This window comes from Janthinobacterium sp. JC611, assembly GCF_018682595.1.
Lineage (GTDB): Bacteria > Pseudomonadota > Gammaproteobacteria > Burkholderiales > Burkholderiaceae_D > Janthinobacterium.
The window spans coordinates 91,959-114,689 of the sequence record NZ_JAFLJN010000023.1 but is presented as its reverse complement, the minus strand read 5'-3'; the positions used below and the strand labels follow the sequence as shown (position 1 = coordinate 114,689).

Here is a 22,731-nt window from a genome sequence, read left to right as displayed (position 1 = left end):
GGTGCGCCATGCCAACCTCCTTGCCGCAGATGGAGCTGGAACAGCAGCGCGACGCCACGCCCGGCTTCGAGCCGAAAGGCAGTTTCGGCTTCATCCGCTACCTGGAGCATGGCTATCCGAATGCGCTGGTGCGCTGGCATTATCACGACGAGTACGAACTGCACCTGATCGTCGAGACGAGCGGCAAGGTGTTCGTCGGCGACTACATCGGCCAGTTCACGCCGGGCCACCTGGTGCTGACGGGACCGCGCGTGCCACACAACTGGGTCTCGCTCGACACGCCGCCGGAAGGTGTGGCCTTGCGCGACATGGTGATTCAGTTTGGCCATGCGCCGCTGGCGTCGATGGCCGCGGCCATTCCCGAATTGAAGGATATTTTCCCGCTGCTGCGGCGCGCCCTGCATGGCGTGGAATTTTTCGGCGTCAGCGAACAGTCGCTGCGGCGCTTCCTGCGCATCCGCGACAGCAGCGGCCTGCCGCGCTTCATCGAATTTCTCACCTTGCTGGCGGAGCTGGCGCAGACCAGCGACTACCAGCTGCTGTCGACGGTGCCCATGCAGTCGAGCGACGACGACGTGGCGCTGGCGCGCATCAGTTCCGCCATCAACTTCATCGTGCACAATTACAGCAGCCAGTTTTCGCTGAAACAGCTGGCCGAGCAGGTGGACATGCCCGAGCGGACCTTCTCGCGCTTCTTTCGCCACGCCACGGGCAACAGCTTCACGGACTTCGTCAACCGCCTGCGCATCAACAAGGCGTGCCAGTTGCTGATGGAGACGGAGCGGTACGTGAGCAACATCTGCTACGAGGCGGGATTCAACAACGTGGCCAATTTCAACCGGCGCTTCCTGGAATTGAAGGGCATGACGCCGAAGGAGTTTCGCCAGCAGGCGCTGGGCCGTTTTGGCGCCTGAGGCTTTTTTAAGGTACATTCGATGGCACGGGCGGGGACAGCCTGGGAGAGACGAGCATGGAACACCTGCGGCAGAAAGACGGCGAGCGCAAGGCGCCCGAACTGGAACGCGAAAGCTACGATGGCATCATCAATTACCTGGAACACGGCTATCCCAGCTCGCGCGTGCGCTGGCACTGCCATGAAGAATACGAGCTGCACCTGATCGTCGCCACCAGCGGGCGCTTGTTCGTGGGCGACTATATCGGCGAGTTCTCGCCCGGCCACCTGGTGCTGACGGGCCCGCGCCTGCCGCACAACTGGATTTCCAACGTGATGCCGGAAGGTGGCGTGGCCCTGCGCGACATGATCGTGCAGTTCGCCCACGCGCCGCTGGCCGGCGCCGCACGCGTCATCCCGGAATTGCGCGAACTGCTGCCGCTGCTCGAGCGCTCCAGCTATGGGGTGGAGTTTTTCGACATGGGCCATGAGGCCGAGGGGCACCTGGCGCGCATCCGCGCCACGCACGGTGCCGAGCGCTTCGCCGAATTCGTCCAGCTGATGAGCAAACTGGCGCGCACGGCCAACTACCGTTTGCTGTCGAGCGCCTCGCTGCGTTCGTACGACGATGACGCCACTCTGGCCAAGGTCAATTCCGTCCTCAACTACATCACGGACAATTATCGCGAGCCGATTTCGGCGGAAATGCTGGCCGAGCAGGTGGGCATGTCGCTGAGTAAATTCTCGCGCTTCTTCCGCAAGGCGACGGGCAACAGTTTTACGGATTTCATCAGCCGGCTGCGCATCAACAAGGCATGCCAGCTGCTGATGGATACGGACCAATACGTCTCCAACGTCTGCTACGACGTGGGCTTCCAGAACGTGGCCAACTTCAACCGCCGTTTTTTGCAGGTGAAGGGCGTCACGCCCAAGGAATTCCGGCGCCAGGCCGATGGCCGCTTCGGCGGCATCGGCGGACCTGTTGTGGATACGCCACCGCCGTGACGCCTGTCATGGGCTTGTCACTTTGAACAGTTATCCTCCACGGCTTCAACCCCACCCTAGCCGAGGAATGCATGAAGACTGCCGTAACGTCCACCCCGAAACTGACCCTGCTGGCCATCGCCGCCGGCCTGGCCCTGGCCGCCTGCGGCGGCAGCGATAATCCGCCGACGGAGCCTTCCAAGCCCGTGGCGCAGACGGGCGTATTCCTCGACGGCGCGGTGGAAGGACTCGATTACGTGGCCGGCGGCGCGGCCAAGGCCAGCACCAATGCCAAGGGCGAATTCATGTGCAACCCGGGCGACACGGTGGCCTTCAGCGTGGGCGGCCTGGCCCTGGGTTCGGCGCCATGCGGCGCCGTCGTCACCCCGCTGGCGCTGGCCGCCAGCACGAACGTGGCGGACGACAAGGTCGTCAACCGCCTGCTGGCGCTGCAACTGCTCGACGATGACAGCGATCCCTCGAACGGCATCAGGCTGACGGCCGAAGTGAAGGCTGCGCTGGCCGGCAAGACCCTGGACTTCGCCGCCGCCCCGGCCGTCTTCAACGCGGCGCTGGCCGCGCATCTGGCCACGGTGGGCGCGAAATTCGCCGGCCGCACGGTCGATGCGGAGCGTCGCGCCCTGGTGCGCGAGCATTTTGAAGATACCCTGGCCTCGAAAGCGGGCGCGCCCGTCAACGAAGCGCTGACGCAAGCCAATCCGGTCGGCGAAGTAAAAGTGACCGTGACGCGCTACCAGATCCAGGCGGCCGACAAATTCTACGTGCCGTACGAAGGCGCCAACGCCAAGATCAAGGGTGAATTTCCGACCGGCTTCCTGCCGTCGTACGGCTCGGGCCTGGCGTATAAAGGCAAGAACGCGGCGGGCGACCTGGAATTCTATGGCTTGACGGACCGCGGCCCGAACGGCGACGGCCCGCTGGTGCCCGACCCTTCGGGCAAGGGCACGATCGGCAGCAAGATCTTCCCGTCGCCGAGCTTCACGCCCTCGTTCGGCGTCATCACGGTGGGCAAGAACGGCGCCGTGCTGTCGTCCAGCACGCCGATCAAGGTGTCGGCCACGGTCAACAGCTCGGGCTTGCCCGTGCCCGTGGGCGCGGTCGGCAACTCGGCCGAGATTCCCGTCATGGATGCGATGAAGTTCGACGCGACCGGCAAGGCCGTCTTCAACGCGGGCGGCCTCGATTCGGAAGCCATCGTCGTCGACGCCAAGCGCAATGCGCTGTGGGTCTCCGACGAATACGGCCCGTTCATCGTCAAGATCGATGCGGCCACCGGCATCATTCAGGCCAAGTACGAGCCGGGCAAGGGCTTGCCGGCGCTGTTCGCCAAGCGCCGCGCGAACCGCGGCATGGAAGGCATGACCCTCGACACGAGCAACGACAAGCTGTACGCCTTCCTGCAAAGCCCCCTGTCCGACGGCACGGCGCCATACACGGTGACGAAGAAGAATGAACAGGTCGAGCGCTTCGCTCGCTTCACGCGCTGGATCGAATTCGACCCGACGACGGGCACCAGCGGCAAGATGTACGCGTATCCGCTGAACGCGGCCGATTACCAGGATGGCCGCACGGGCAACGCCAAGCTGGGCGACATGGTGGCGCTGGGCGGCGGCAAGTTCCTCGTCATCGAGCAGGGCGCCGCGCCGTCGGGCAAGGTACTCAATAAACTGATGCTGGTTGAATTGAAGGGCGCCACCGATATCGCGGCCGCCGCCTTCAATGCGACGACCTCGGACCTGGAAAAGAGCAGCATGGGCGGCGTGGCCGTCAATGGCGCCGACTGGACTGCCGTCACGCCGCTGAAGAAAACCCTGCTGCTGGACTTGAACGCCATCGGCTGGGCGGCGGAAAAGGCGGAAGGCTTGACCCTGATCGACGACTCCACCATCGCGCTGGCCAACGACAACGACTTCGGCCTGAAAACCAAGATCTTTGACGCGAACGGCGTGGAAGTCGATGGCGCCGACGTCACCAAGTGCACGGTCGACGCCAACGGCGCCATCGTCACGAGCAGCGCCGCCGGCTGCAACGCGGCCAACACCATCCGCGTGGCGCGCGGCGACGACCGCGAGCGTCCTAGCCGCTTGTGGATCGTGAAGTTCTCCAAGGCGCTCAATACGTATTGATGGTGTATTGATTTGGCTTAATTGATGGGTGAAAAAAAGCCGCACAGTGCGAACTGTGCGGCTTTTTTACGCTGGAACAGGCTTACTTTTTAGTGTAAGTATTGAGCCAATCGAGCACCGTGTGATGCCACAGCAGCGAATTGGCCGGTTTCAGCACCCAGTGGTTTTCATCCGGGAAGACCAGCAGCTTGCTCGGGATACCCTGGCGCTGCAGCGCCGTGAAGGTGCCCAGGCCTTGCGCGGTGGGGATGCGGAAGTCCAGGTCGCCTTGCACCACCAGCATCGGCGTCTTCCAGTTCTTCACGAAGTTGACGGGATTGAACTGTTCGTGCTTGGCCGGCGCGTCGTAGTACGGGCCGCCGTTTTCCCACTCGGTGAACCACAGTTCTTCCGTCGCGTAAGCCATGCCGCGGTTGTCGAACACGCCGTCATGGTTGACCAGGCATTTGAAGCCGTCCGGCCAGTTACCGGCGATCCAGTTCATCATGTAGCCGCCGTAGGACGCGCCCAGCGCGCAGCTGCGTTCGCGGTCCAGCCACGGGAATTTCTTGGTGGCCGCCTCCAGGCCCTTCTGCAAGTCGACCAGCGGCTTGCCGCCCCAGTCGCCGCTGATGGAATCCGTGAACTTCTGGCCATAGCCGGTGGAGCCGTGGAAGTCGATGAAGACGGTGGCGTAGCCGGCGCCCGCATACACTTGCGGATTCCAGCGGTAGCTCCAGCTGTTGCCGAAGCTGCCTTGCGGGCCGCCATGGACCAGGAAGGCGACCGGATACTTCTCGCCGGCCTTGGCGTTCCATGGCTTCATGACGTGGCCGTAGACGGTTTCGCCATTCGCGCCGGCGAACGAGAACTGTTCATATTCGCCGAAGCGCACGTCGGCCAGGGCTTGCGCATTCTGCGTCGTCAGCTGCACCATCGGCGCGTTTTCCGCCTTGGCGTCGAGCTTGCGCGTGTACAGCTGCGCGCCCGAGGCCAGGTTCGCCTGCGTCAGCACGATGGTATTGCCGCGCACGTCGAAGTCGCCCACGGCGCCTTTGCCCGTCAGCGCATTGACCTTGCCGCTGGCCGCGTCGATGTGGAACAAACGGTGCTGGCCCACGTCATCGGCGGCGACGAGGAAAGCCTTGCCGTCCGGCGTCCAGCGGAAGTCGGCCACGGAACGGTCCCAGTCGTCGGCCAGGGTGCGCTTCTTGCCGGTGGCGACATCCATCAGCACCAGGTGGAAACGGTCCGCTTCGAAGCCCGGCTTGGTCATGGCGACGTACGCCAGGGTGCGGCCATCGGGCGAATACGTGGCTTTCGCATCCCAGGCCGGATTGTCGGCCGTGAGGTTGCGCGGCGCCTGGCCGCCGATAGCCGGAATCGTGTAGACGTCGAAGTTGGTCGACCACGCTTCCGTGCGGCCCGCCACGCGCACGGAGAAGGCCACCGTCTTGCCGTCCGGGCTGAAGTGGTATTCGCCATTGTCGCCGAACGGCTTCGATGGCGCGTCGCCATCGAGGGTGCCGCTCAGGCTCACGGGCGTGGCGCTGACCTTGCCGGTGGCGTCGATGGGCGCCGAGTACAGCGCATTGCGGCGGCCGTCGGCCCAGGTATCCCAGTGGCGCACGAACATCTGGTCGTAGACCATGCCGGACGCCTTGTTCTTCGCTTTTTCATCGAGGCGCTTCTTGGTGCAGGCGAGGTCCGCGCAATCGAGGAAGACGCCCATGCTGAAGGCCAGGCGGTCGCCCTGCGGCGACAAGCGGTAGGTGTCGACGTCCAGCGCCAGGTCGGTGACCTTGGCCGCTTCGCCGCCGTTCAGGGGCAGCTGCCACACTTGCGAGGAGCCGGAGCGGCCGGACAGGAAGTAGATGGCGTCGCCGTTCGGCGACCATTGCGGGTCGCTGGCGCTGGCATCGCCGCGCGTGAGCTGGCGCGGCGCCGCATTCGGCGCGCGCAGGTCGATCATCCACAGCTGCGTGTTGCCGCGGTTCTTGTCCAGGTTGGTGGTACGCACCGTGTAGACGACGCGCGTGGCGTCCGGCGACAGCACCGGACTGCCCACGCGTTCCATGGCAACCATGTCCTCGACGGTGAAACCGCGCGGCGCGGCCAGCGCAGGGATGGCGGCGGTGGTGGCCATGGCGGCACTGAATGCTCCCAAGAGCAGCAGACGTAAACTCATTCAAACTCCCGATTCTGATGACGACGTTATCGATATGGTATTGACGTGGCCGGCTGTACCGCCGGCAGCCCGACATCATAGCAATAAAGACGCGCCCGCTGCGGGAGTTGACCGCCGGTTAGCCGGCCTTGTGCGCCAGTTGGTCGAGCGCCACGTGGCCCAGGAAACCGCCCTGGCTGGCCGCCGGCACGCCGTCCTCGATGGCGTGGGCGAAGCGGATGCCGGGGTCTTGTTCCAGCGCCGCCAGCACGCGCGCCACGTGCGGATAGTCGGCCAGGCTGGCCAGCTGCAGCGGTTCCGCCCAGCGCGCCGTGGCGGCAAGGTAGGCGTCGGCGATGGTGGGCGCCGCGTCCGAGGCTAGCCAGGCGCGGCCAGCGAGCAGGCGCTCGAGGTGCGCCAGGCCTTTGTTGACCTTCTCGACGGCCATCTCGCGCCAGACGGCCGCGCGCGTATCGCCGGCGCTAGCGCGCGACGCCTGGAAGGCGGGCATGAAGGCCGCGTGGAAGGTCGTGTGCAGGAATGACAGCACGCTATTGAGGCGGTCGTATTGCGGCGTGCCTTGCGCAAAGCCCAGGCGGCTCTCCGGTGCGCGCGCGGCGAGGTGCAGCAGGATCGCCATGCTTTCCAGCAGCGGCGTGCCCGCGTGCGTGAGCAGGGCCGGCGTCTGGCCCAGGGGATTGATGGCGAGAAAGGCCGGATGCTGCTTGCTGGCCGGCTCGCGCGCTTCCACGCGGGCCAGGTGAAAAGGCAGGCCGCTCCATTCGAGGGCGGCGATGGCGGCAAACGAGCAGCCGAACGGCACGCTGTAGATCAGGGTGGTTTCCAAGTCGAAACTCCATAGGGGCTGAGGGAAGGGCAGTCTACGGCGTATGGTTACTATTTGGAAGAAGACAGAATAATGTGGTATAGGTACATTTTTTATACCAGGTAGGGAGCGAACCATGAAAGACAATGTCTCCGGCTGCGCCGTGGAAGAAGCCATGCGGTTGCTGGGCGGACGCTGGAGGATGGTGCTGCTCAGCTACCTGATGGCGGGGCCGAAGCGCTTCAGCGAAATCCGCCGCGCCGTGCCGAATATCTCGCAGCGCATGCTGACCCTGGACTTGCGCGCGCTGGAAGAGGCCGGCTTGCTGACGCGCACGATTTACGCGGAAGTGCCCGTGAAGGTGGAATACCGGCTGACGGACGAAGGCTTGCGCCTGAGGGAACTGGTGGAAATGCTGCGTGCCATCGGCCTGCGCCTGCGCGGACAGGCGGACGCGGGCGGCGCCTTTCTTGCGCCCGACGCCGGGTAAATGGTTCTAGAGAAACAGCTGTCTTTATGTAAAGTGCTAGACTGCCGGCCTTTGCTCACTACTTTCGACACCCATGCGCCTGACTTCCCTCGCCCTGACCGCCGCCGCCCTGTTCGCCGCCTTGCCGGCCCAGGCGGCCACCATGCCGACACTCGAACACATCCAGGCCGCCGTGCAGGCGGGCGTGGCCAAGACCCAGGCCAAGTCGCAATCGACTGTGCCGGTACCGATCGCCGTCAAGGTCACCAGCCTGCAGGGCTGCCAGGAGTCGCAGGAAGTGCCGGGCGAAGTGGTGTGCCTGGTCGCCATGAGCGCGGGTATGCGCGACGGTTTTAACGTGTTGCCGCTGCGTAACGAGAACGGTACCTGGGTGGGCGTCGAGCGCAAGCATGCCAAGTTCGCTGGGCCGTCGCCGGCCGAGGCGCAGGCGATGATACGCGCCTGGGCCAAGGAGGAAGTGGCGCGCAATCCGGAGGCGGCCAAGGATGTGCAGATGCGGGAAGCGCAGAGCACCATGCAGGTCACGGCCGTCAACGAGTGCGACGTCAAGCGCAAGACGGGCTACCTGGTATGCGACACGCAATTGAGCGTGCCGAGCCGTCCGGAAGGCATCAAGACGGAACTGACCTTCATGCTGGACGGCGGCAACTGGCGCTACGTGCCGCGCTAAGAGCCTGGCCCAGTAGAGAATACGCTCCCTACTGGGATAGGCACTTAGGCTGCCGGCCGCCACGCCGCCCGGGCATCATCCGGCGGCGGGCAGACATTCCTCTTCTCCTCGCGCCAGCCCCTCCGCAGGGCGCCTGAGCTGCACCTCCATGGCGTTCGCGCATTCCTTTCCAGCACATCATGCCAGTCCGGCGCCCCATGAGGCCGCTGACAGGCGTATCGCATCCCTCATTGGCCGGACACAGGCAATCCAGCGAGACCTGGATGGCTTAATTGATATATTTGCCGATTTAATATTTTTTATGTCGAAAACGATATAATTGGTGATTATTGCTGTATTTGTTGTGATTTGGCCATATAAGTAATTTATTTGGATTAATCATTATTTTTTGGAATATGATATTGATACAGCGCAAGTAAATGTCGCGATCTGCATGTCTGGAGAACCGTCGTGCTTGCGCCGGCCGTCATCGACCGCTACCGGGCCCGGGGCGGTGGGCTTGCCGTGGCATGACGACTGGCAAGGCTGGAGAGAAGTGCATTTTTGATAATAATAAAATATTAAAATAATGGTGCCAGTGCCGTGCCCGTTTTTTGTCTGGCAACCGTTCCTTGTCCGCCTACCCGTCACCGTACGGGCTACTTCCGAGGATGTCACCATGCGACTCAATCTTCCCGTCACCGATACCGAAGTCAACTTGAGCGATACCGAGACCATCGTCTCGACTACCGACTTGCAAGGCAATATCACGTATGCCAACCCGTATTTCATCGCCGTCAGCGGCTACAGCGCGGAAGAATTGATCGGCGCGCCGCAGAATATCCTGCGCCACCCTGACATGCCGGTCGAGGCGTTTGCCGATTTCTGGGCCACCATCCGCTCGGGGCGCTCCTGGAGCGGCATGGTGAAGAACCGCTGCAAGAACGGCGATTACTACTGGGTGCTGGCGAACGTGACGCCGGTGGTGGAAGATGGCGTGGCCGTCGGTTACATGTCGGTGCGCACCAAGCCCACGCGCCAGCAGGTGGCGCAGGCCTCGGCCCTGTATGCGCGCATCAAGGCGGGGCAGGCCGACGGCATCGCCCTCAGCCAGGGCGCCGCCGTGCGCACGGGCTGGCTGGCCCGTATCGCGGCGCTGCGCGACCTGGCGCTGGCCAAGCGCATCGGCTGGAACCTGGGCTTGCTGAGTTTCGTCTTGCTGCTGCAGCTGGCCTGGAATGCGGGCGTGTTGCCCGATGCCGTACACGGCTGGCTGACGGGCCTGTCGGTGGTGGCCTTGTGTGCGACCCTGTATTTCTGGCACGGCTTGCACCGCGCCGTGCTGCAACCCTTGCAGCAGGCGCGCCAGGCATGCGACGTGATGGCGGGCGGCGACCTGACGGGCGAGCTCGACACCACGCGGCGCGACGAGATGGGGCAGTTGCTGCGCTCCTTGCGCCAGTTGCGCGTGAATTTGCACTCCATCGTCGGCGACGTGCGCGGCAACTTCCTGCGCATCAGCATGGCCAGCCAGGAAATCGCCGCCGGCAATATGGACTTGTCGGGCCGCACGGAAGCGCAGGCGTCAGCCTTGGAGCAGACGGCGTCGAGCATGGAACAGCTGGCCGCCACAGTGCAGCAAAACAGCGGCAACGCCGTGCAGGCCAGCGACATGGCGGGCAAGGTGCATGGCCTGGCCGGACGCGGCGGCGAAATCGTCGGCCAGATGGTGAACATGATGGCGGACATTAACGCCTCGTCGAAGAAGATCGGCGACATTACGGGCATCATCGAAGGCATCGCCTTCCAGACCAATATCCTGGCCCTGAACGCGGCCGTGGAAGCGGCGCGCGCCGGCGACCAGGGGCGGGGATTCGCCGTCGTGGCGGGAGAAGTGCGCAGCCTGGCCCAGCGCAGCGCGTCGGCCGCCACGGAAATCAAGCAATTGATCACGGCGTCTTTGACGCAGGTACAGGCGGGCGCGAAGCTGGCCGAGCAGGCGGGCGCCAGCAGCGCCGAGATGCTGGGCGCCGTGCAGGGCGTGCACGGCATCATGGCGGAAATCGCCTCCGCCTCGCGCGAGCAAAGCAACGGCATCGGCCAGGTCAACAAGGCCGTCACGCAAATGGATGAGGTCACGCAGCAGAACGCGGCCCTGGTGGAACAATCGGCCGCCGCCTCGGCCTCGCTGCAAGACCAGGCCTTGCAGCTGGAGCAGGCGATGGCCCTGTTCAAGCTGGAACGGCGGCGCAGCCAGGCAGGACTGGCCACGCCCCCGCGTGCGCATGAGCGCCGCCGCGCTACAGCAGGCGCTCTGACAGCGCCTTGAAGGTAAGCTTGGGCACGAGAAAGGCGAACGGTGGTGACAGGGGCGGCAACTGCCCCAGCAAGCCGCAGTCGGCGCGCAAGGCCGTCAGCGCGCGGACTTGACCGATATCAACGGGCAGGTCGATTTCGCCGAAGACCAGCTTGCCGTTGCGTGGCACGTGCGCGATGGCGGCATCCTGGCAGGCGAGGAAGGTCACGGCGGCGCGCCAGTCGCCGAACAGTTGCCGCCAGTCTTCGTCAAGGGTCTGCTTGCCGGCGATGTGCGCCTGCACCTCGAGCGCGGGCGCGCTGCCGGCGCCGGACGCGATGCCGCAGCGCGCTTGCGTGGCGCTGACTTCCAGCGTCATGTTGGCGGCCAGGTGGGTCGGCAAGATGTCGCTGAACAGGCGCGTGCCCAGTGCATGCGGCAGGCTGTCCATGATGTTTTTTAAAAAAAACACGCAAGGCACGTCCGGCGCGCCCGGCGGCGTATGGCCCAGATATAAACGCCAGTTGCTTTGCAGGGGCGACGGTAGCAGCTTGCGTAACGGGCCCGGAAGGGCCGGACCGAAATGCCCGTGGCGGTAGGTCAGCACGGTAAACGGCGTCTTGCCGCCGCGCTGCCACAGGGTCGCGCCGGCCGGCAGCAGTTGCTGCGCGGCAGCGGCGTCAACCAGCCAGCTCACGTAGACGACGTCGCGCACGTCGCTGTGCAGGGTCAGGAAGGGCAGGCGCGACAGGATCGCCTGGCGCGCGTTGGCGACATGCGTGCAGTTGGCGAGCGCGGCAAACAGGCGCCCCGGCCAGCCCGCACGCGGGTGGCGGTAAGTGTTGTCTTGCAATTGGGAACTTTCGGGGTAGATACCGGGGGAATACGCTGATGCAAAAGCGCCCGTCCACATCATCGCGAGCGGCAGCGATGTGTGGCCGAGACGCGCAGCTGTGCTGGAGCACAGCGAGCATCGCAGGCCGCACAGGGCGCCGCGCAGCCGATGTGGGCGGGTGTCACTATTATTGCATGTGCCAGCCGTGGCTGACGACGATCGATTGGCCGCTCAGTGCGGTCGACGGGAAGGCCGCCAGGAAGACGGCCGTTTGCGCCACGTCCTGCGTGGTGGTGAATTCGCCATCAATCGTGTCTTTCAGCATGACTTTCTTGATCACGTCTTCCTCGCTGATGTTCAGCTGGGCCGCCTGTTCGGGAATCTGCTTGTCGACCAGCGGCGTGCGCACGAAGCCGGGGCAGATGACGTTGGCGCGGATGCCATCCTTGGCGCCTTCCTTGGCCACCACCTTGGCCAGGCCCAGCAGACCGTGCTTGGCGGCCACGTAGGCGCTCTTGAACGGCGAGCCTTCGTGCGAGTGCACGGAACCCATGTAGATGATGGCGCCGCCGCGGCCGGCCTTGATCATTTCGCGCATGCAGGCGCGCGTGGTGAGGAAGGCGCCGTCCATGTGGATGGCCAGCATCTTTTTCCATTGCTCGAACGGGTAGTCGACGACGGGGCTGATGATCTGGATGCCCGCATTGCTGATCAGGATGTCGACGCCGCCGAAGTGGGCCACGGCATCGGCCACGCCCTGGTCGACCTGCGCTTCGCTGGAGACATCCATGGCGACGGCAAACGCCTGGCCGCCCGCTTGCTGGATTTCCGCGGCCGTCTTGCTGGCCGCTTCCAGGACCAGGTCGGCGATGACGACCTTGGCGCCTTGTTTCGCGTATTCGATGGCCATTTCCTTGCCGATGCCACTGGCGGCGCCGGTAATCAGTGCGACTTTGTCTTTGAGTTGCATATTAATCCTTTGCAGTGCGGGTTGGAGTGATCGTGGAAAACCTGACTATGCGAGTATAGCGAGAAAACGGCGGCGCATGCCCCGCGCACGCCTAAACGGCTTGCTGCCGGTCAAGCTGCCGCTCCAGCCGCCTCTCCTGCATTTCCCGCAGGCGCCAGGCGCCGGGATTGGTGCCGGACCAGGTGCGAAACGCGTGGTTGAACGCGCTTTGTTCCTGGTAGCCGAGCAGGAAGGCGATGTCGACCAGCGACAAATCCGGCGCGCGCAGATAATCGCGCGCCAGGCCGTACCTGGCCTGGTCCAGCAGGGCCTGGAAGCTGGTGCCCGCGTCGGCCAGCTTGCGCTGCAGGGTGCGCGGCGTGACGGCCAGTGCGGCAGCCACGGTGGCCAGCCGCGCCGACCCCTGGCGCAAGCCGCCCACGATGGCCGCGTGCACTTGCGCGTCGATGGCGCCGCCAGTGTCCGTTTCGGCCTGGCGCTGCGCCAGCAATTGTTCCGCATGCTGGCACAGCACGGGGTACAGGCTGACGTCGGCGTTCGGCACGGGCCAGTCCAGCAATTGCGCGTCGAAGGTGGCCGTGTTGGCGTCCGCGCCAAAGGCGGGCAGGCTGCCCAGCACGCGCACGTATTCGTCGCGGTGCGCCGCGTGGCGCAGCAAGTCGCCGCCGCCATCGTGGGTGAACGCCAGCCGGGCCGGCGGCAGCGGCATGCCGGCCAGCCAGTCGCCGGACACCTTGACGCCGGCAAAGACGCTGTCGACCAGGTGCCGGCTGGCGCCCGGGTAGTTGCTGGCCCAGCGGTAGTGCGCGACGGCGCCATCGCGCTGCAGGGTCGAGCGGCCCAGGTCGTGCGCCAGCCGTTCGTAGCGGGCAGTCTGTTCCAGCGCCTGGCCCACGTTGCTGCAACTGAGCAATATCAAGCCATACGCGCTGTAGGTGCCCATGCGCACGCGCTGGCCCACGTGCAGGCCGAAATGCGCGTCGCCCGCCAGCCGTGCCGCCGCATCGAGCAGGCGCACGTAGTCGCGCGCCGCCAGGCTGGCTGCGCACGCTTCCAGCTTGTGCGGCGCCACGCCGGCCGCCTGCGCCAGGGTGTCGGCGGGGATGCCGTGCGCGCCGGCCGCTTCCAGCAGCGGCAGCAGATAGGCGCCGGCGACCCGGCCTTCAGTGCTTGTCATGATGGAACAATGCGATTGTCATGAAAAACCAATACCCTGGGCTCGTGGCAGCATATGCTGTTGATCAGGCAATAGATCAGGAAATACAGTATAGCAAGCCGCTGTGGCGCGCAACTGGGTGAAGATAGGGGATGTCGATGCGACGCTGGAATGGCTGGGGAGACGAGAGCATCACGTATGCGCTGAGCGAAGAGGCGCTGGTCTTCTTGCGCGAGCGCCTGGGGCCGGGCAGCGGCATGGTCGATGCCACCTTTGACGACGCCTGCGCGCAGGTTCCCGCCTCGCGCCTGGCGCCGCATCCGCTGATCGACACCCTGCCTGCCACGCGCGTGCGCCATGCGCTCGGCCAAAGCCTGCCCGACTGGTTTAAATTGCGCCATGGCCGCATCGGCGCCGTGCCCGACGGCGTGGCCTTTCCCGACAGCGCGCCGCAGGTGCGCCAGCTGCTCGCGTATGCGCGCCAGGCGTGCGTGGCCGTCATCGCGCATGGCGGCGGTACCAGCGTGGCCGGGCATTTGACGGTGGCGGCGGGGCCGCGCCCCGTGCTGGCGATCAGCCTCGCGCGGCTGTGCGCGCTGGGCCACCTGGACCGCGAAGCGCAGCTGGCCACGTTCGGCGCGGGCGTGTATGGTCCCGACCTGGAAGCGCAGCTGCGCGCGCACGGCTACACCCTGGGACACTATCCGCAGTCGTTCGAATATTCGACCCTGGGCGGCTGGATCGCCACGCGCTCGTCGGGCCAGCAATCGTTGCGCTATGGCCGCATCGAGCAGCTGTTCGCGGGCGGCGAAGTGGAAACGCCGGCCGGCACCCTGAGCATCCCCACGTTTCCCGCCTCGGCGGCAGGCATCGACCTGCGCGAAATGGTGCTCGGTTCCGAAGGCCGGCTGGGCATCCTGACGCAGGCGACGGTGCGCGTCTCGCCGCTGCCGCCATACGAAGCGTTTCACGCCGTGTTTTTCGCCGGCTGGGGCCAGGCGCAGGCGGCCGTGCGGGCGCTGGCCCAGTCGCGCCTGCCCCTGTGCATGCTGCGCCTGTCGAATGCGCTCGAAACCCGGACCATGCTGACCCTGGCCGGCCATGCCAAACTGGTGGGATGGCTGGAGCGCTACCTGACCCTGCGCGGCTGCGGCGATGGCAAGTGCATGCTGATGCTGGGCGTCAGCGGCGAAGCCGGGCCGGCGCGCGCGGCCCTGCGCGGCGCCCTGGCGCTGGCGCGGCGGCACGGGGGCGTGCACGTGGGACGCCATATGGGAGATAAATGGAAGCAGGGGCGCTTTCGCAACGTCTACCTGCGCAACGGCGCCTGGGAACACGGCTACGTGATCGACACGGTGGAAACGGCCGTCGACTGGCCGCGCGTGGCGCCCATGATGGCGGCGCTGGAGCAGGCGGGCGCCAAAGCGCTGGCGCGGCACGGCGAGCAGGTGCACGCGTACACGCACCTGTCGCACGTGTACGCGCAGGGCGCCAGCGTCTACACCACGTATGTCTACCGGCTGGCGCCCACGTACGAGGAAAACATGGCGCGCTGGCGCAGCCTGAAAGACGCGGCCTGCGCCGCCATCGTCGCCAACGGCGGCACCATCAGCCACCAGCACGGCGTGGGCACCGACCACGCGCCGTGGCTGATAGCCGAAAAGGGAGAGCTGGGCATCGCCGCCATGCGCGCGCTGCTGCGCCAGTTCGACCCGCAGGGCATGATGAACCCTGGCAAACTGCTGCCCGACACCGGGGGCGGCTTGTGAACCGGGCGGAGTTGCCTGGCATCCTGGCGCGCGAGTGGGACATCTTGATCGTCGGCGGCGGCATCACGGGCGCCGGCATCCTGCTGGAAGCGGCGCGGCGCGGCTTGCAGGCGCTGCTGGTGGAGCAGCGCGATTTCGCCTGGGGCACGTCGAGCCGCTCGTCGAAGCTGGTGCACGGCGGCCTGCGCTACCTGAAGCAGGGACAGTTCGCCATGACGCGCGAGTCGGTGCATGAGCGGCAAGCCTTGCTGACGGATGCGGCGGGGCTGGTCGAGCCGCAGGGCTTCGCCTTTGGCGATTACACGGGCAGGAAGCCGGGCCGGCGCCAGTTCATGCTGGGCCTGGCGATCTACGACGTGATGGCGGGCCGGCGCGCGCGCCGCTATGTCGATGCGGCCGACTTTGCCATGCTGGCGCCGCATGTCAACCGCGATGGCCTGCGGGGCGGCATGCTGTACCAGGACGCCAAGACGGACGATGCGCGCCTGGTGCTGCGCGTGCTGCAGGAGGCGCGGCGGCATGGCGGCGTGGCCGTCAATTACCTGGGCGTGGACTCGCTGCTGCGCGAAGGAGATAAGGTCGTTGGCGCCAGCTTGAGCGATGCGCTCGATGGCCGGGTGCTCGCTGCGCGCGCGCGCCTGGTGATCAGCGCCACGGGCGCCTGGGCCGACGCCTTGCGCGGCCAGGTGGGAGAACAGCCGAAACTGCGGCCCTTGCGCGGCAGCCATCTGCTGCTGCCGGCCTGGCGTTTGCCGCTGGCGCAAGCCGTCAGCCTGATGCACCCGCGCGATGGCCGCCCCGTGTTCGCCTATCCGTGGGAGGGCGTGACCCTGGTGGGCACCACCGATGTCGACCACGGCGCCAGCCTGGACCTGGAACCGGCCATCACGCGCGGCGAGCTCGATTATCTGCTGGCGGCGCTGTGCTGGCAGTTCCCGCAGCTGGCGCTGGGCGAAGACGATGTGCTGGCCACGTTTGCCGGCGTGCGTCCCGTGATCGGCAGCGGCCAGCTTGACCCGTCGAAGGAAGCGCGCGAACATGCACTATGGCTGGAAAACGGCTTGCTGACGGTGGCGGGCGGCAAGCTGACGACGTTCCGCGTGATCGCCCTCGACGCGCTGCGCCGCGCCGCGCCGTTGCTGCCGGGCTGGCAGGCCGATTTGACGCCCTTGCCGATTTTCGACGCCACGCCGCCCTTGTCGGGCAAGGCGCTGGCGCTCGACGGCGACCAGCGCGAACGCCTGCTGGGCCGCCATGGCGCGCAAGCGCAAGCGCTGTGCGAGGCGGCGCAGGACGGCGAGCTGGCGCCGATTCCCGGCACGCAGACCCTGTGGGCGCAGCTGCGCTGGGGCGCGCGCGCGGAGGACGTGCGGCACCTGGACGACTTGCTGCTGCGGCGCACGCGCCTCGGTTTGCAGCTGGCCGGCGGCGCGCTTGCTATCATGCCGCGCCTGCGCGCCATTTGCCAGGATGAACTGGGCTGGGACGATGCGCGCTGGGACGCGGAACAGGCGCGCTACCTGGCCCTGTGGCGCCGCCATTACAGCGTGCCGCAAGGCGATTGAAACACCATAACAATACAAAAGAGGAGAGCATCATCGAGACCACCCTGTTTGGCGAGGCCCTGGAACTGGGCGACGCCCGCATCACCTACGACAGCCTGTCGCCGCTGGACCTGCGCCTGGGCGTCGACGTCCTCGCCGACGACCTGGGCGAAGACCTGCTGCAAATCAGCTGCGCGAACGGCGACATCGTCGACGTGGGCTGGTATCCGGCCTGGAATGCGCAGGGACGCTTGCGCGTGGTGGCCGTGCGGGGGCAGGACTGGGAAGCGCCCGTGTTCAGCGCCCGGCCGGAAAAAGATCCGCAGGCGCTGCTGCAGGCGCTGCGCGCCGCGCTGGCCAGCCTGGGCTGAGGCCATGGCGAGCGTATCGGGCCAGGGGCCGTACATCCTTGCCATCGACAATGGCACGCAAAGCGTGCGCGCGCTGCTGTTCGACCGGGAGGGGATGCTGGCGGCCAAGGCGCAAGTGTTCCTGGAAGCGTATTACTCGGACCACCCCGGCTGGGCCGAGCACGACGCCGACGGCTACTGGCAAGCCGTGTGCGCAGCGTGCCAGCAGCTGTGGCGCGGCACAGATATTGCCAAATCCTCGGTGGCCGGCGTGGCCGTCACCACGCAGCGCGGCACGGTGGTCAACGTGGATGAACACGGCGCCCCGTTGCGGCCCGCGATCACCTGGCTGGACCAGCGCAGCACGCGCGACATTCCCCGGCTGGCGCCGTGGTGGCGCGCCCTGTTCCGTGCCACGCGCCTCGATGGCACGATCCGCTATTTCCGCCGCGAGGCCGAGATCAACTGGATTCATGCCCACCAGCCCGACATCTGGCACCGCACGCACAAATTCCTGCTGCTGTCGGGCTTCCTGAATCACCGCCTGTGCGGAAAGTATATCGATTCGACGGGCTCGCAAGTGGCGTATATTCCGTTCGACTACAAGCGCCATGCCTGGGCCGGGCGCTTCGACTGGAAGTGGCAGGCGCTGGCCGTTCGACGTGCCATGCTGCCGGAGCTGGTGGCGCCGGGCGCGCGCATGGGCGCCATCACGGCCGCCGCCGCCGCGGCGACGGGCATCCCAGAGGGCACGCCCCTGCTGGCGGCGGCCGCCGACAAGGCCTGCGAGGTGCTGGGCGCCGGCTGCGTCGAGCCGCATGTGGCGTGCCTGAGCTACGGCACCACGGCCACCATCAACACGAGCAACCGCAAGTACGTGGAAGTGACGCGCTTCATTCCGCCGTATCCGGCCGCCATGCCGGGCGCCTACAGCACGGAGGTGCAGATTTTCCGCGGCTACTGGATGGTCAACTGGTTCAAGGAGCAGTTCGGCGACCGCGAGCGGGCGGCGGCCGCCGAAGACGGCACGGGCCTATCGGCCGAGGCGCTGTTCGACCGCCTGGTCGAGGCCGTGCCGCCCGGTTCCATGGGGTTGATGCTGCAGCCGTACTGGAGCCCCGGCATCAAGGTGCCGGGCCCGGAAGCGAAGGGCGCCATGATCGGCTTTGGCGACGTGCACACGCGCGCGCACATTTACCGCGCCATCCTCGAGGGCCTCGCGTATGCGCTGCGCGAAGGCAAGGAGCGCATCGAACGGCGCAGCGGCGTCGCCATCACGGAGCTGCGCATCGCGGGCGGCGGTTCGCAAAGCGACGCGGCCATGCAGCTGACGGCTGACATCTTCGGCCTGCCGGCCGCGCGCGCCCACGTGTATGAAAGCTCCGGCCTGGGCGCGGCCATCGCCGCCAGCGTGGGCCTGGGCTGGCATGCGGACTTTCCAGCCGCCGTGCAGGCGATGACGCGCAAGGGCAAGGTCTTCCAGCCGCATCCCGAACACCGCAAAATCTATGAACAGCTGTACCGGCGCGTGTACCGCAAGATGTATGCGCGGCTGCAGCCCCTGTACCGCGAGATTGCCGACATCACCGGCTATCCGGAATAGTTGGCTCTGTAATCGTATTGCGAATCATTCGCATCCGTTATATGATGTGTTCCGCATTTCACTAAGGCAACTTATCCCGGTGACTGCGGTGCGCCGCCGGCCATGCGCCGGCGGCGTGTCCGCGCGGGCAGACTTCCGCCGCAACGCTTCCTTCAACGCCGCCGCTTGATCGTGCACCGCCTTCCTCTGCCCCAGCATTTTTTCATTCCAGCAGTATGCAAACCAGGCAAGGATAGCGATGAAGAGCAGCAGCAGACAAGTATTGACCCCGCTGGCCGCCGCGCTGGCGCTGGCATTGGGCGGCGCGCACGGCCATGCGTGGGCGGCGGCGATGGCCGACATGGCCGAGAAGTCTGACGCCGTGCAGATGCCCGCCATCAGCGTGTTTGGCGACGCCATCAGCGCCGGCACGGCCGGACGCTCGCACATCAGCAGCGCCGACATCGAACGCCAGCAGGCCGACAATGTCGCGTCCTTGCTCGACACCTTGCCCGGCGTGGACCTGGCCGGCACGGCCCGTCCCAGCGGCCAGAGCCTCAATATCTGGGGTTTTAATAAAGTGCAGGACGTGAAAGTCATCCTCGACGGCGTGCCCAAGGGCTTCGAGAAATACCGCCAGGGTTCCATCTTCATCGAGCCGGAACTGATCAGGCAGATCGAGGTGAACAAGGGCGCGCATACTAGCTTGTATGGCAATGGCGGCTTCGGCGGCGTCATCACGGTCGAGACCAAGGATGCGCAAGACTTGCTCGAAGGCGCAGAGAAGGTGGGCGCCATGCTGAAGTATGCGCGCCACTCGAACAATGGCGAAAATGACGCCACCGTGGCCGTCTACGGCCGCACGGAAGATGGCCGCTTCGATGCGATGGCCTTCACCACGCGGCGCAAGTCCGACGATTTGCGCAAGCCCGATGGCAAGCCGTTCCGCTTCTCCGCCATCGATGCGCCATCGAGCCTGGCGAAACTGAATATCCGCCTGACGCCGCAGCAGCTCCTGACCCTGACGGCGATGAAGAGCGGCAGCACGGGCTGGGGCCCGTTCGCCGCCATGGGCGAGGACGTGCCCACGCCGACGGAGGCGGAAATCAGGAAGTACGGGCTGGAGGAAGCGTGGCGGCGCAAGGCCGTGTACCGCGACCAGGACGACGACACGTATGCCGTGAAGTGGCAGTACGCGCCGCAGGACAATCCGTGGATCAAGCTGACGGCCAGCGCCGGCTATTCGCACACGGACCAGCATGACAAGCGCCTGCCGTCCGCTTCGCCGGGTTCCTACCTGGGGTCGCTGGGCAACGAGAACTGGGCTTCGTACGTGGACCGCATCGCGGAGGTGCGCAACGAAAGCGTGTTCGCCACGGGCGCCGTGTCGCACGTGCTGCAAACGGGCCTGCAATGGCACAAGAACGTGCGCGACACCCTGATGTACTACCCGTCGTCGACGGCGCTGAAGGACCCCAGCTACAACCATGGCTACTTCCAGCCCTACTACATGCCGGCCGGGCGCCAGGAAACGAGGGGCCTGTATCTGCAGGACGCGATGACCTATGGCAGCGTGACGGTGACGGCGGCGCTGCGCCACGACCGGGTCGTCTCCGAAGGCGTGCCGAACAAGGCGTCGCGCTACAACAGCCCGCTGGCGGCGGCCGGCCATGACTTCAGCGAGAAAACGCACGCGGACTGGTCGCCCCGCCTGGGCCTGTTCTGGAAGGCGTCCGCCACGCTGGCCTTGTTCGGCGACGTGAGCCGCACCTGGCGCGCGCCGACGATCGACGAGATGTATTCGAATGAATACTATGTGTCGTCCAGGCTCGGATCATCGACGCCGGGCACCAGCCGCGAGCTGGCCGTCGAACGGGTGACGGCCGTGCGCACGGGCGTCATGCTGCACCGGCGGAACGTGTTGATGGAGCGCGACGACGTGCAGCTGCGCCTGACGGCCTACCGCAACCGTGTCAGCGACAATATCGGCCCGCGCCTGGGCATCCTGATCGAAGGTTATGTGCCGGGATCGGGCAAGGTGCCGCCGGCCCTGTCGTCCTACCGCAACCTGGCCGGTTTCCGCACGCAGGGCGTGGAGGTCGAGTCCTATTACAACTCGCCGCGCCTGTTTGCCAGCGCGTCGCTGTCGAAGCAGCGCGGCACGCGCACCGGTTCCCAGCGCGACCCGTGGGGCCAGGATGAACCCGTGTCGACCATCGCGCCGGATAAACTGATGGCGGGCCTGGGCTGGCGCATGCCGGACCTGGGCGCCAGCATCGGCTGGCAGGGCCGCTTCGTGGCGAAGCAGGAGCGCGTCCTGCCGGTGGGGAGTGTCTACCGTTTGCCGCCGTCGCAAGGCTATGCGCTGCACACCATGTTCGTCTCGTGGAATGGCAGGCAGGGCATCTGGCGCGGCACGGAAGTGCGCCTGACGGTCGACAACGTCTTCAACCGCAACTACATGCCGTACTTGAGCGAAGCGGTTACCGGCGTGGGGCGCAATACGAAGTTGAGCGTGTCACGTAAGTTTTGATTAATTTTAAGAATGGCGGGCCGGAGACGCGGGGTGCCTTTTTTTGTGACTTGGGCCTACTCCCGGTTCGCCGTATCCTTAACGTAACACCAACGCCTTGACCGTTTCCCAGGATGCGCTGTCCGACTGCGTGACGCGCACCTGGTTGCGGCCTGCTTCCTTGGCCTCGTACAGGGCGCGGTCGGCGGCGACGAACAGCGCTTCGCGTTGGTCCAGCTGGTGCGGGCGGATGGTCGCCACGCCGATGCTGACGGTGATCCACGGCGAGGTGATCGATCTCGGGTGCGGCAGTTGCAGCGACTCGATGTGCGCGCGGATGGCTGCGGCCAGGCGCAGGGCGCCCTCGGCGTCCGTGTCGGCGAACAGCATGACGAATTCCTCGCCGCCGTAGCGCGCCGCCAGGTCGCCCGGGCGGGCGGCGTGCGAGGCGATGGCTTGCGCCACCTGCTGCAGGCAGCTGTCGCCGGCCGGGTGGCCCAGGCTGTCGTTGTACAGCTTGAAGTGGTCGACGTCGAGCACCACCAGCGACAGGGTACCGCTAGCGCGCACGGCGCGCTGCCATTCCTTTTCCAGGAAGCTGTCGAAATGCCGGCGATTGGCGATCTGCGTCAGCGGGTCGAGGTAGGCGGCGCGCTGCAAGGCGTCTTCCGACTGCTTGTGGTGCGTGATGTCGTGCAGCAGGCCGATATACAGGGGCTGGCGCAGGTACATGGGCGTCAGGGTCAGATCCATGCTCAGCGCCTCGCCATTGCGGTGGCGGATCGCCACTTCGCGCGTGCCGTGGTTGTGCGCCTTTTCCGGATTGGCTGCGTACATGGCGAAGTAATCGAGGTATTCCTGCGTTACCAGGGGGCTGAGCAGCTCGCCGATGAAGCGCCCGGCCAGTTCGTCTTCGCGGTAGCCCAGGTACTGGTCGCAGGCCGGGTTGGTGTACTGGATGCGGCCATCGGCTTCGATGATCAGCAAGCCCTCGGCCATGTTGTTGACGATGGTGCGCAGGCGCTCGGCCTGTTCCTGCTGGGTTTCATTGTTGCTGCGGATTTGCAGCTGGGCGCGCACGCGCGCGCACACTTCGGCCATGCGCAGCGGCTTGCTGATGTAATCGACGGCGCCGCAGTCGAAGCCGGCCACCACGTCTTCCGTATCCGTCTTGGCGCTCATGAAGATGACGGGGATGCCCTGCGTCAGCGGATGCTGCTTGAGGCGACGGCACGTTTCGATGCCGTCCATGTCCGGCATCAGCACGTCGAGCAGGATCAAATCGGGATGGGCGCGCTGGGCGATCGCCAGCGCCCGTTCGCCGGACGTGGCGACATAGGTTTGATAACCTTGCTCGCTCATCAGCTTGCGCAGCAGCTCAAGGTTGGCCGGCGCATCGTCGACAATCAAAATGGCGGCGTCGCGCCGCCGGGAATGCTCCACACTGCCTGGACTCATTGCTTCCGGCCTTCTCGATGTACTTTGCGCTGCCAGCGTTTGCTGCACTTTCGGAGATGCCGAGCGGGTTCAAATCCGCTACAGCGGTCAAATCATACCGCTTCGCCAATTTTTTGGGTGAAAAA

17 protein-coding genes are annotated in these 22,731 nt (G+C 65.8%); 11 read left to right on the top strand and 6 right to left on the bottom strand.

Annotated elements, in window-relative coordinates:
• Positions 1-8 precede the first annotated feature (8 nt).
• The 3 genes from J0O65_RS18075 (at position 9) to J0O65_RS18065 (ending at position 4,023) form a co-directional block, all read left to right on the top strand.
• Entirely contained in the window at positions 9-914 is a 906-nt protein-coding gene (locus tag J0O65_RS18075; protein ID WP_215408667.1) for a helix-turn-helix domain-containing protein, read from the top strand.
• 56 nt (positions 915-970) lie between these two features.
• Positions 971-1,897, top strand: a complete 927-nt coding sequence (locus J0O65_RS18070; protein ID WP_215408666.1) for a helix-turn-helix domain-containing protein — start codon at positions 971-973, stop codon at positions 1,895-1,897.
• Positions 1,898-1,968: 71 nt separating this feature from the next.
• Positions 1,969-4,023 (top strand): esterase-like activity of phytase family protein, encoded by a 2,055-nt coding sequence (locus J0O65_RS18065; protein WP_215408665.1) that lies wholly within the window; start codon positions 1,969-1,971, stop codon positions 4,021-4,023.
• Between the two features lie 82 nt (positions 4,024-4,105).
• Here the strand turns inward: J0O65_RS18065 and J0O65_RS18060 are convergent, their stop codons facing one another.
• Positions 4,106-6,190: a S9 family peptidase gene (locus J0O65_RS18060; RefSeq protein ID WP_502793575.1), complete on the bottom strand. Its 2,085-nt coding sequence runs from the start codon at positions 6,188-6,190 to the stop codon at positions 4,106-4,108.
• Positions 6,191-6,308: 118 nt separating this feature from the next.
• The gene (locus J0O65_RS18055) at positions 6,309-7,016 is read right to left on the bottom strand and encodes a glutathione S-transferase family protein (RefSeq protein ID WP_215408664.1); all 708 of its coding nucleotides are present in this window, start codon (positions 7,014-7,016) and stop codon (positions 6,309-6,311) included.
• 115 nt (positions 7,017-7,131) lie between these two features.
• On the opposite strand from J0O65_RS18055, the gene J0O65_RS18050 reads away from it, so the two are divergent.
• From J0O65_RS18050 to J0O65_RS18040, 3 genes are all read left to right on the top strand, one after another.
• Positions 7,132-7,485 carry a winged helix-turn-helix transcriptional regulator gene (locus tag J0O65_RS18050; RefSeq protein ID WP_215408663.1) on the top strand — a complete coding sequence of 118 codons (354 nt, stop codon included), beginning with the start codon at positions 7,132-7,134 and terminating at the stop codon, positions 7,483-7,485.
• Positions 7,486-7,558: 73 nt separating this feature from the next.
• A complete protein-coding gene (locus J0O65_RS18045) occupies positions 7,559-8,155 on the top strand; it encodes a hypothetical protein (RefSeq protein WP_215408662.1) in 597 nt (198 codons plus the stop codon).
• Between the two features lie 658 nt (positions 8,156-8,813).
• The gene (locus J0O65_RS18040; protein WP_215408661.1) at positions 8,814-10,463 is read left to right on the top strand and encodes a methyl-accepting chemotaxis protein; all 1,650 of its coding nucleotides are present in this window, start codon (positions 8,814-8,816) and stop codon (positions 10,461-10,463) included.
• Here J0O65_RS18040 and J0O65_RS18035 read toward each other — a convergent pair.
• From J0O65_RS18035 to J0O65_RS18025, 3 genes are all read right to left on the bottom strand, one after another.
• The gene (locus J0O65_RS18035) at positions 10,435-11,283 is read right to left on the bottom strand and encodes a DUF2071 domain-containing protein (RefSeq protein WP_215408660.1); all 849 of its coding nucleotides are present in this window, start codon (positions 11,281-11,283) and stop codon (positions 10,435-10,437) included. The two genes, J0O65_RS18040 and J0O65_RS18035, sit on opposite strands and share 29 nt — an antisense overlap.
• Positions 11,284-11,452: 169 nt before the next feature.
• Positions 11,453-12,235 carry a 3-hydroxybutyrate dehydrogenase gene (locus J0O65_RS18030; RefSeq protein WP_215408659.1) on the bottom strand — a complete coding sequence of 261 codons (783 nt, stop codon included), beginning with the start codon at positions 12,233-12,235 and terminating at the stop codon, positions 11,453-11,455.
• A 91-nt stretch (positions 12,236-12,326) separates the two neighbouring features.
• Complete coding sequence (locus J0O65_RS18025) at positions 12,327-13,412, bottom strand: AraC family transcriptional regulator (protein ID WP_215408658.1); 1,086 nt, start codon at positions 13,410-13,412, stop codon at positions 12,327-12,329.
• Positions 13,413-13,549: 137 nt separating this feature from the next.
• Here J0O65_RS18025 and J0O65_RS18020 point away from each other — a divergent pair, with 137 nt between their 5' ends.
• The 5 genes from J0O65_RS18020 to J0O65_RS18000 all read left to right on the top strand — a co-directional run bounded on the left by J0O65_RS18020 (position 13,550) and on the right by J0O65_RS18000 (position 21,169).
• Positions 13,550-15,160 (top strand): FAD-binding oxidoreductase, encoded by a 1,611-nt coding sequence (locus tag J0O65_RS18020; RefSeq protein WP_215408676.1) that lies wholly within the window; start codon positions 13,550-13,552, stop codon positions 15,158-15,160.
• A complete protein-coding gene (locus J0O65_RS18015) occupies positions 15,157-16,725 on the top strand; it encodes a glycerol-3-phosphate dehydrogenase/oxidase (protein ID WP_215408657.1) in 1,569 nt (522 codons plus the stop codon). Before J0O65_RS18020 ends, J0O65_RS18015 begins: the two co-directional genes overlap by 4 nt.
• A complete protein-coding gene (locus J0O65_RS18010) occupies positions 16,722-17,075 on the top strand; it encodes a hypothetical protein (protein ID WP_215408656.1) in 354 nt (117 codons plus the stop codon). The genes J0O65_RS18015 and J0O65_RS18010 overlap by 4 nt, the downstream gene beginning before the upstream one ends.
• 4 nt (positions 17,076-17,079) lie before the next feature.
• The gene (locus J0O65_RS18005; RefSeq protein WP_215408655.1) at positions 17,080-18,657 is read left to right on the top strand and encodes an FGGY-family carbohydrate kinase; all 1,578 of its coding nucleotides are present in this window, start codon (positions 17,080-17,082) and stop codon (positions 18,655-18,657) included.
• Between the two features lie 238 nt (positions 18,658-18,895).
• On the top strand, positions 18,896-21,169 hold the full coding sequence (locus tag J0O65_RS18000) for a TonB-dependent hemoglobin/transferrin/lactoferrin family receptor (protein ID WP_215408654.1): 2,274 nt from the start codon (positions 18,896-18,898) through the stop codon (positions 21,167-21,169).
• 78 nt (positions 21,170-21,247) lie between these two features.
• On the opposite strand, the gene J0O65_RS17995 is transcribed toward J0O65_RS18000, so the two are convergent.
• Positions 21,248-22,606, bottom strand: a complete 1,359-nt coding sequence (locus J0O65_RS17995; RefSeq protein WP_215408653.1) for a diguanylate cyclase — start codon at positions 22,604-22,606, stop codon at positions 21,248-21,250.
• Between the last annotated feature and the right edge of the window lie 125 nt (positions 22,607-22,731).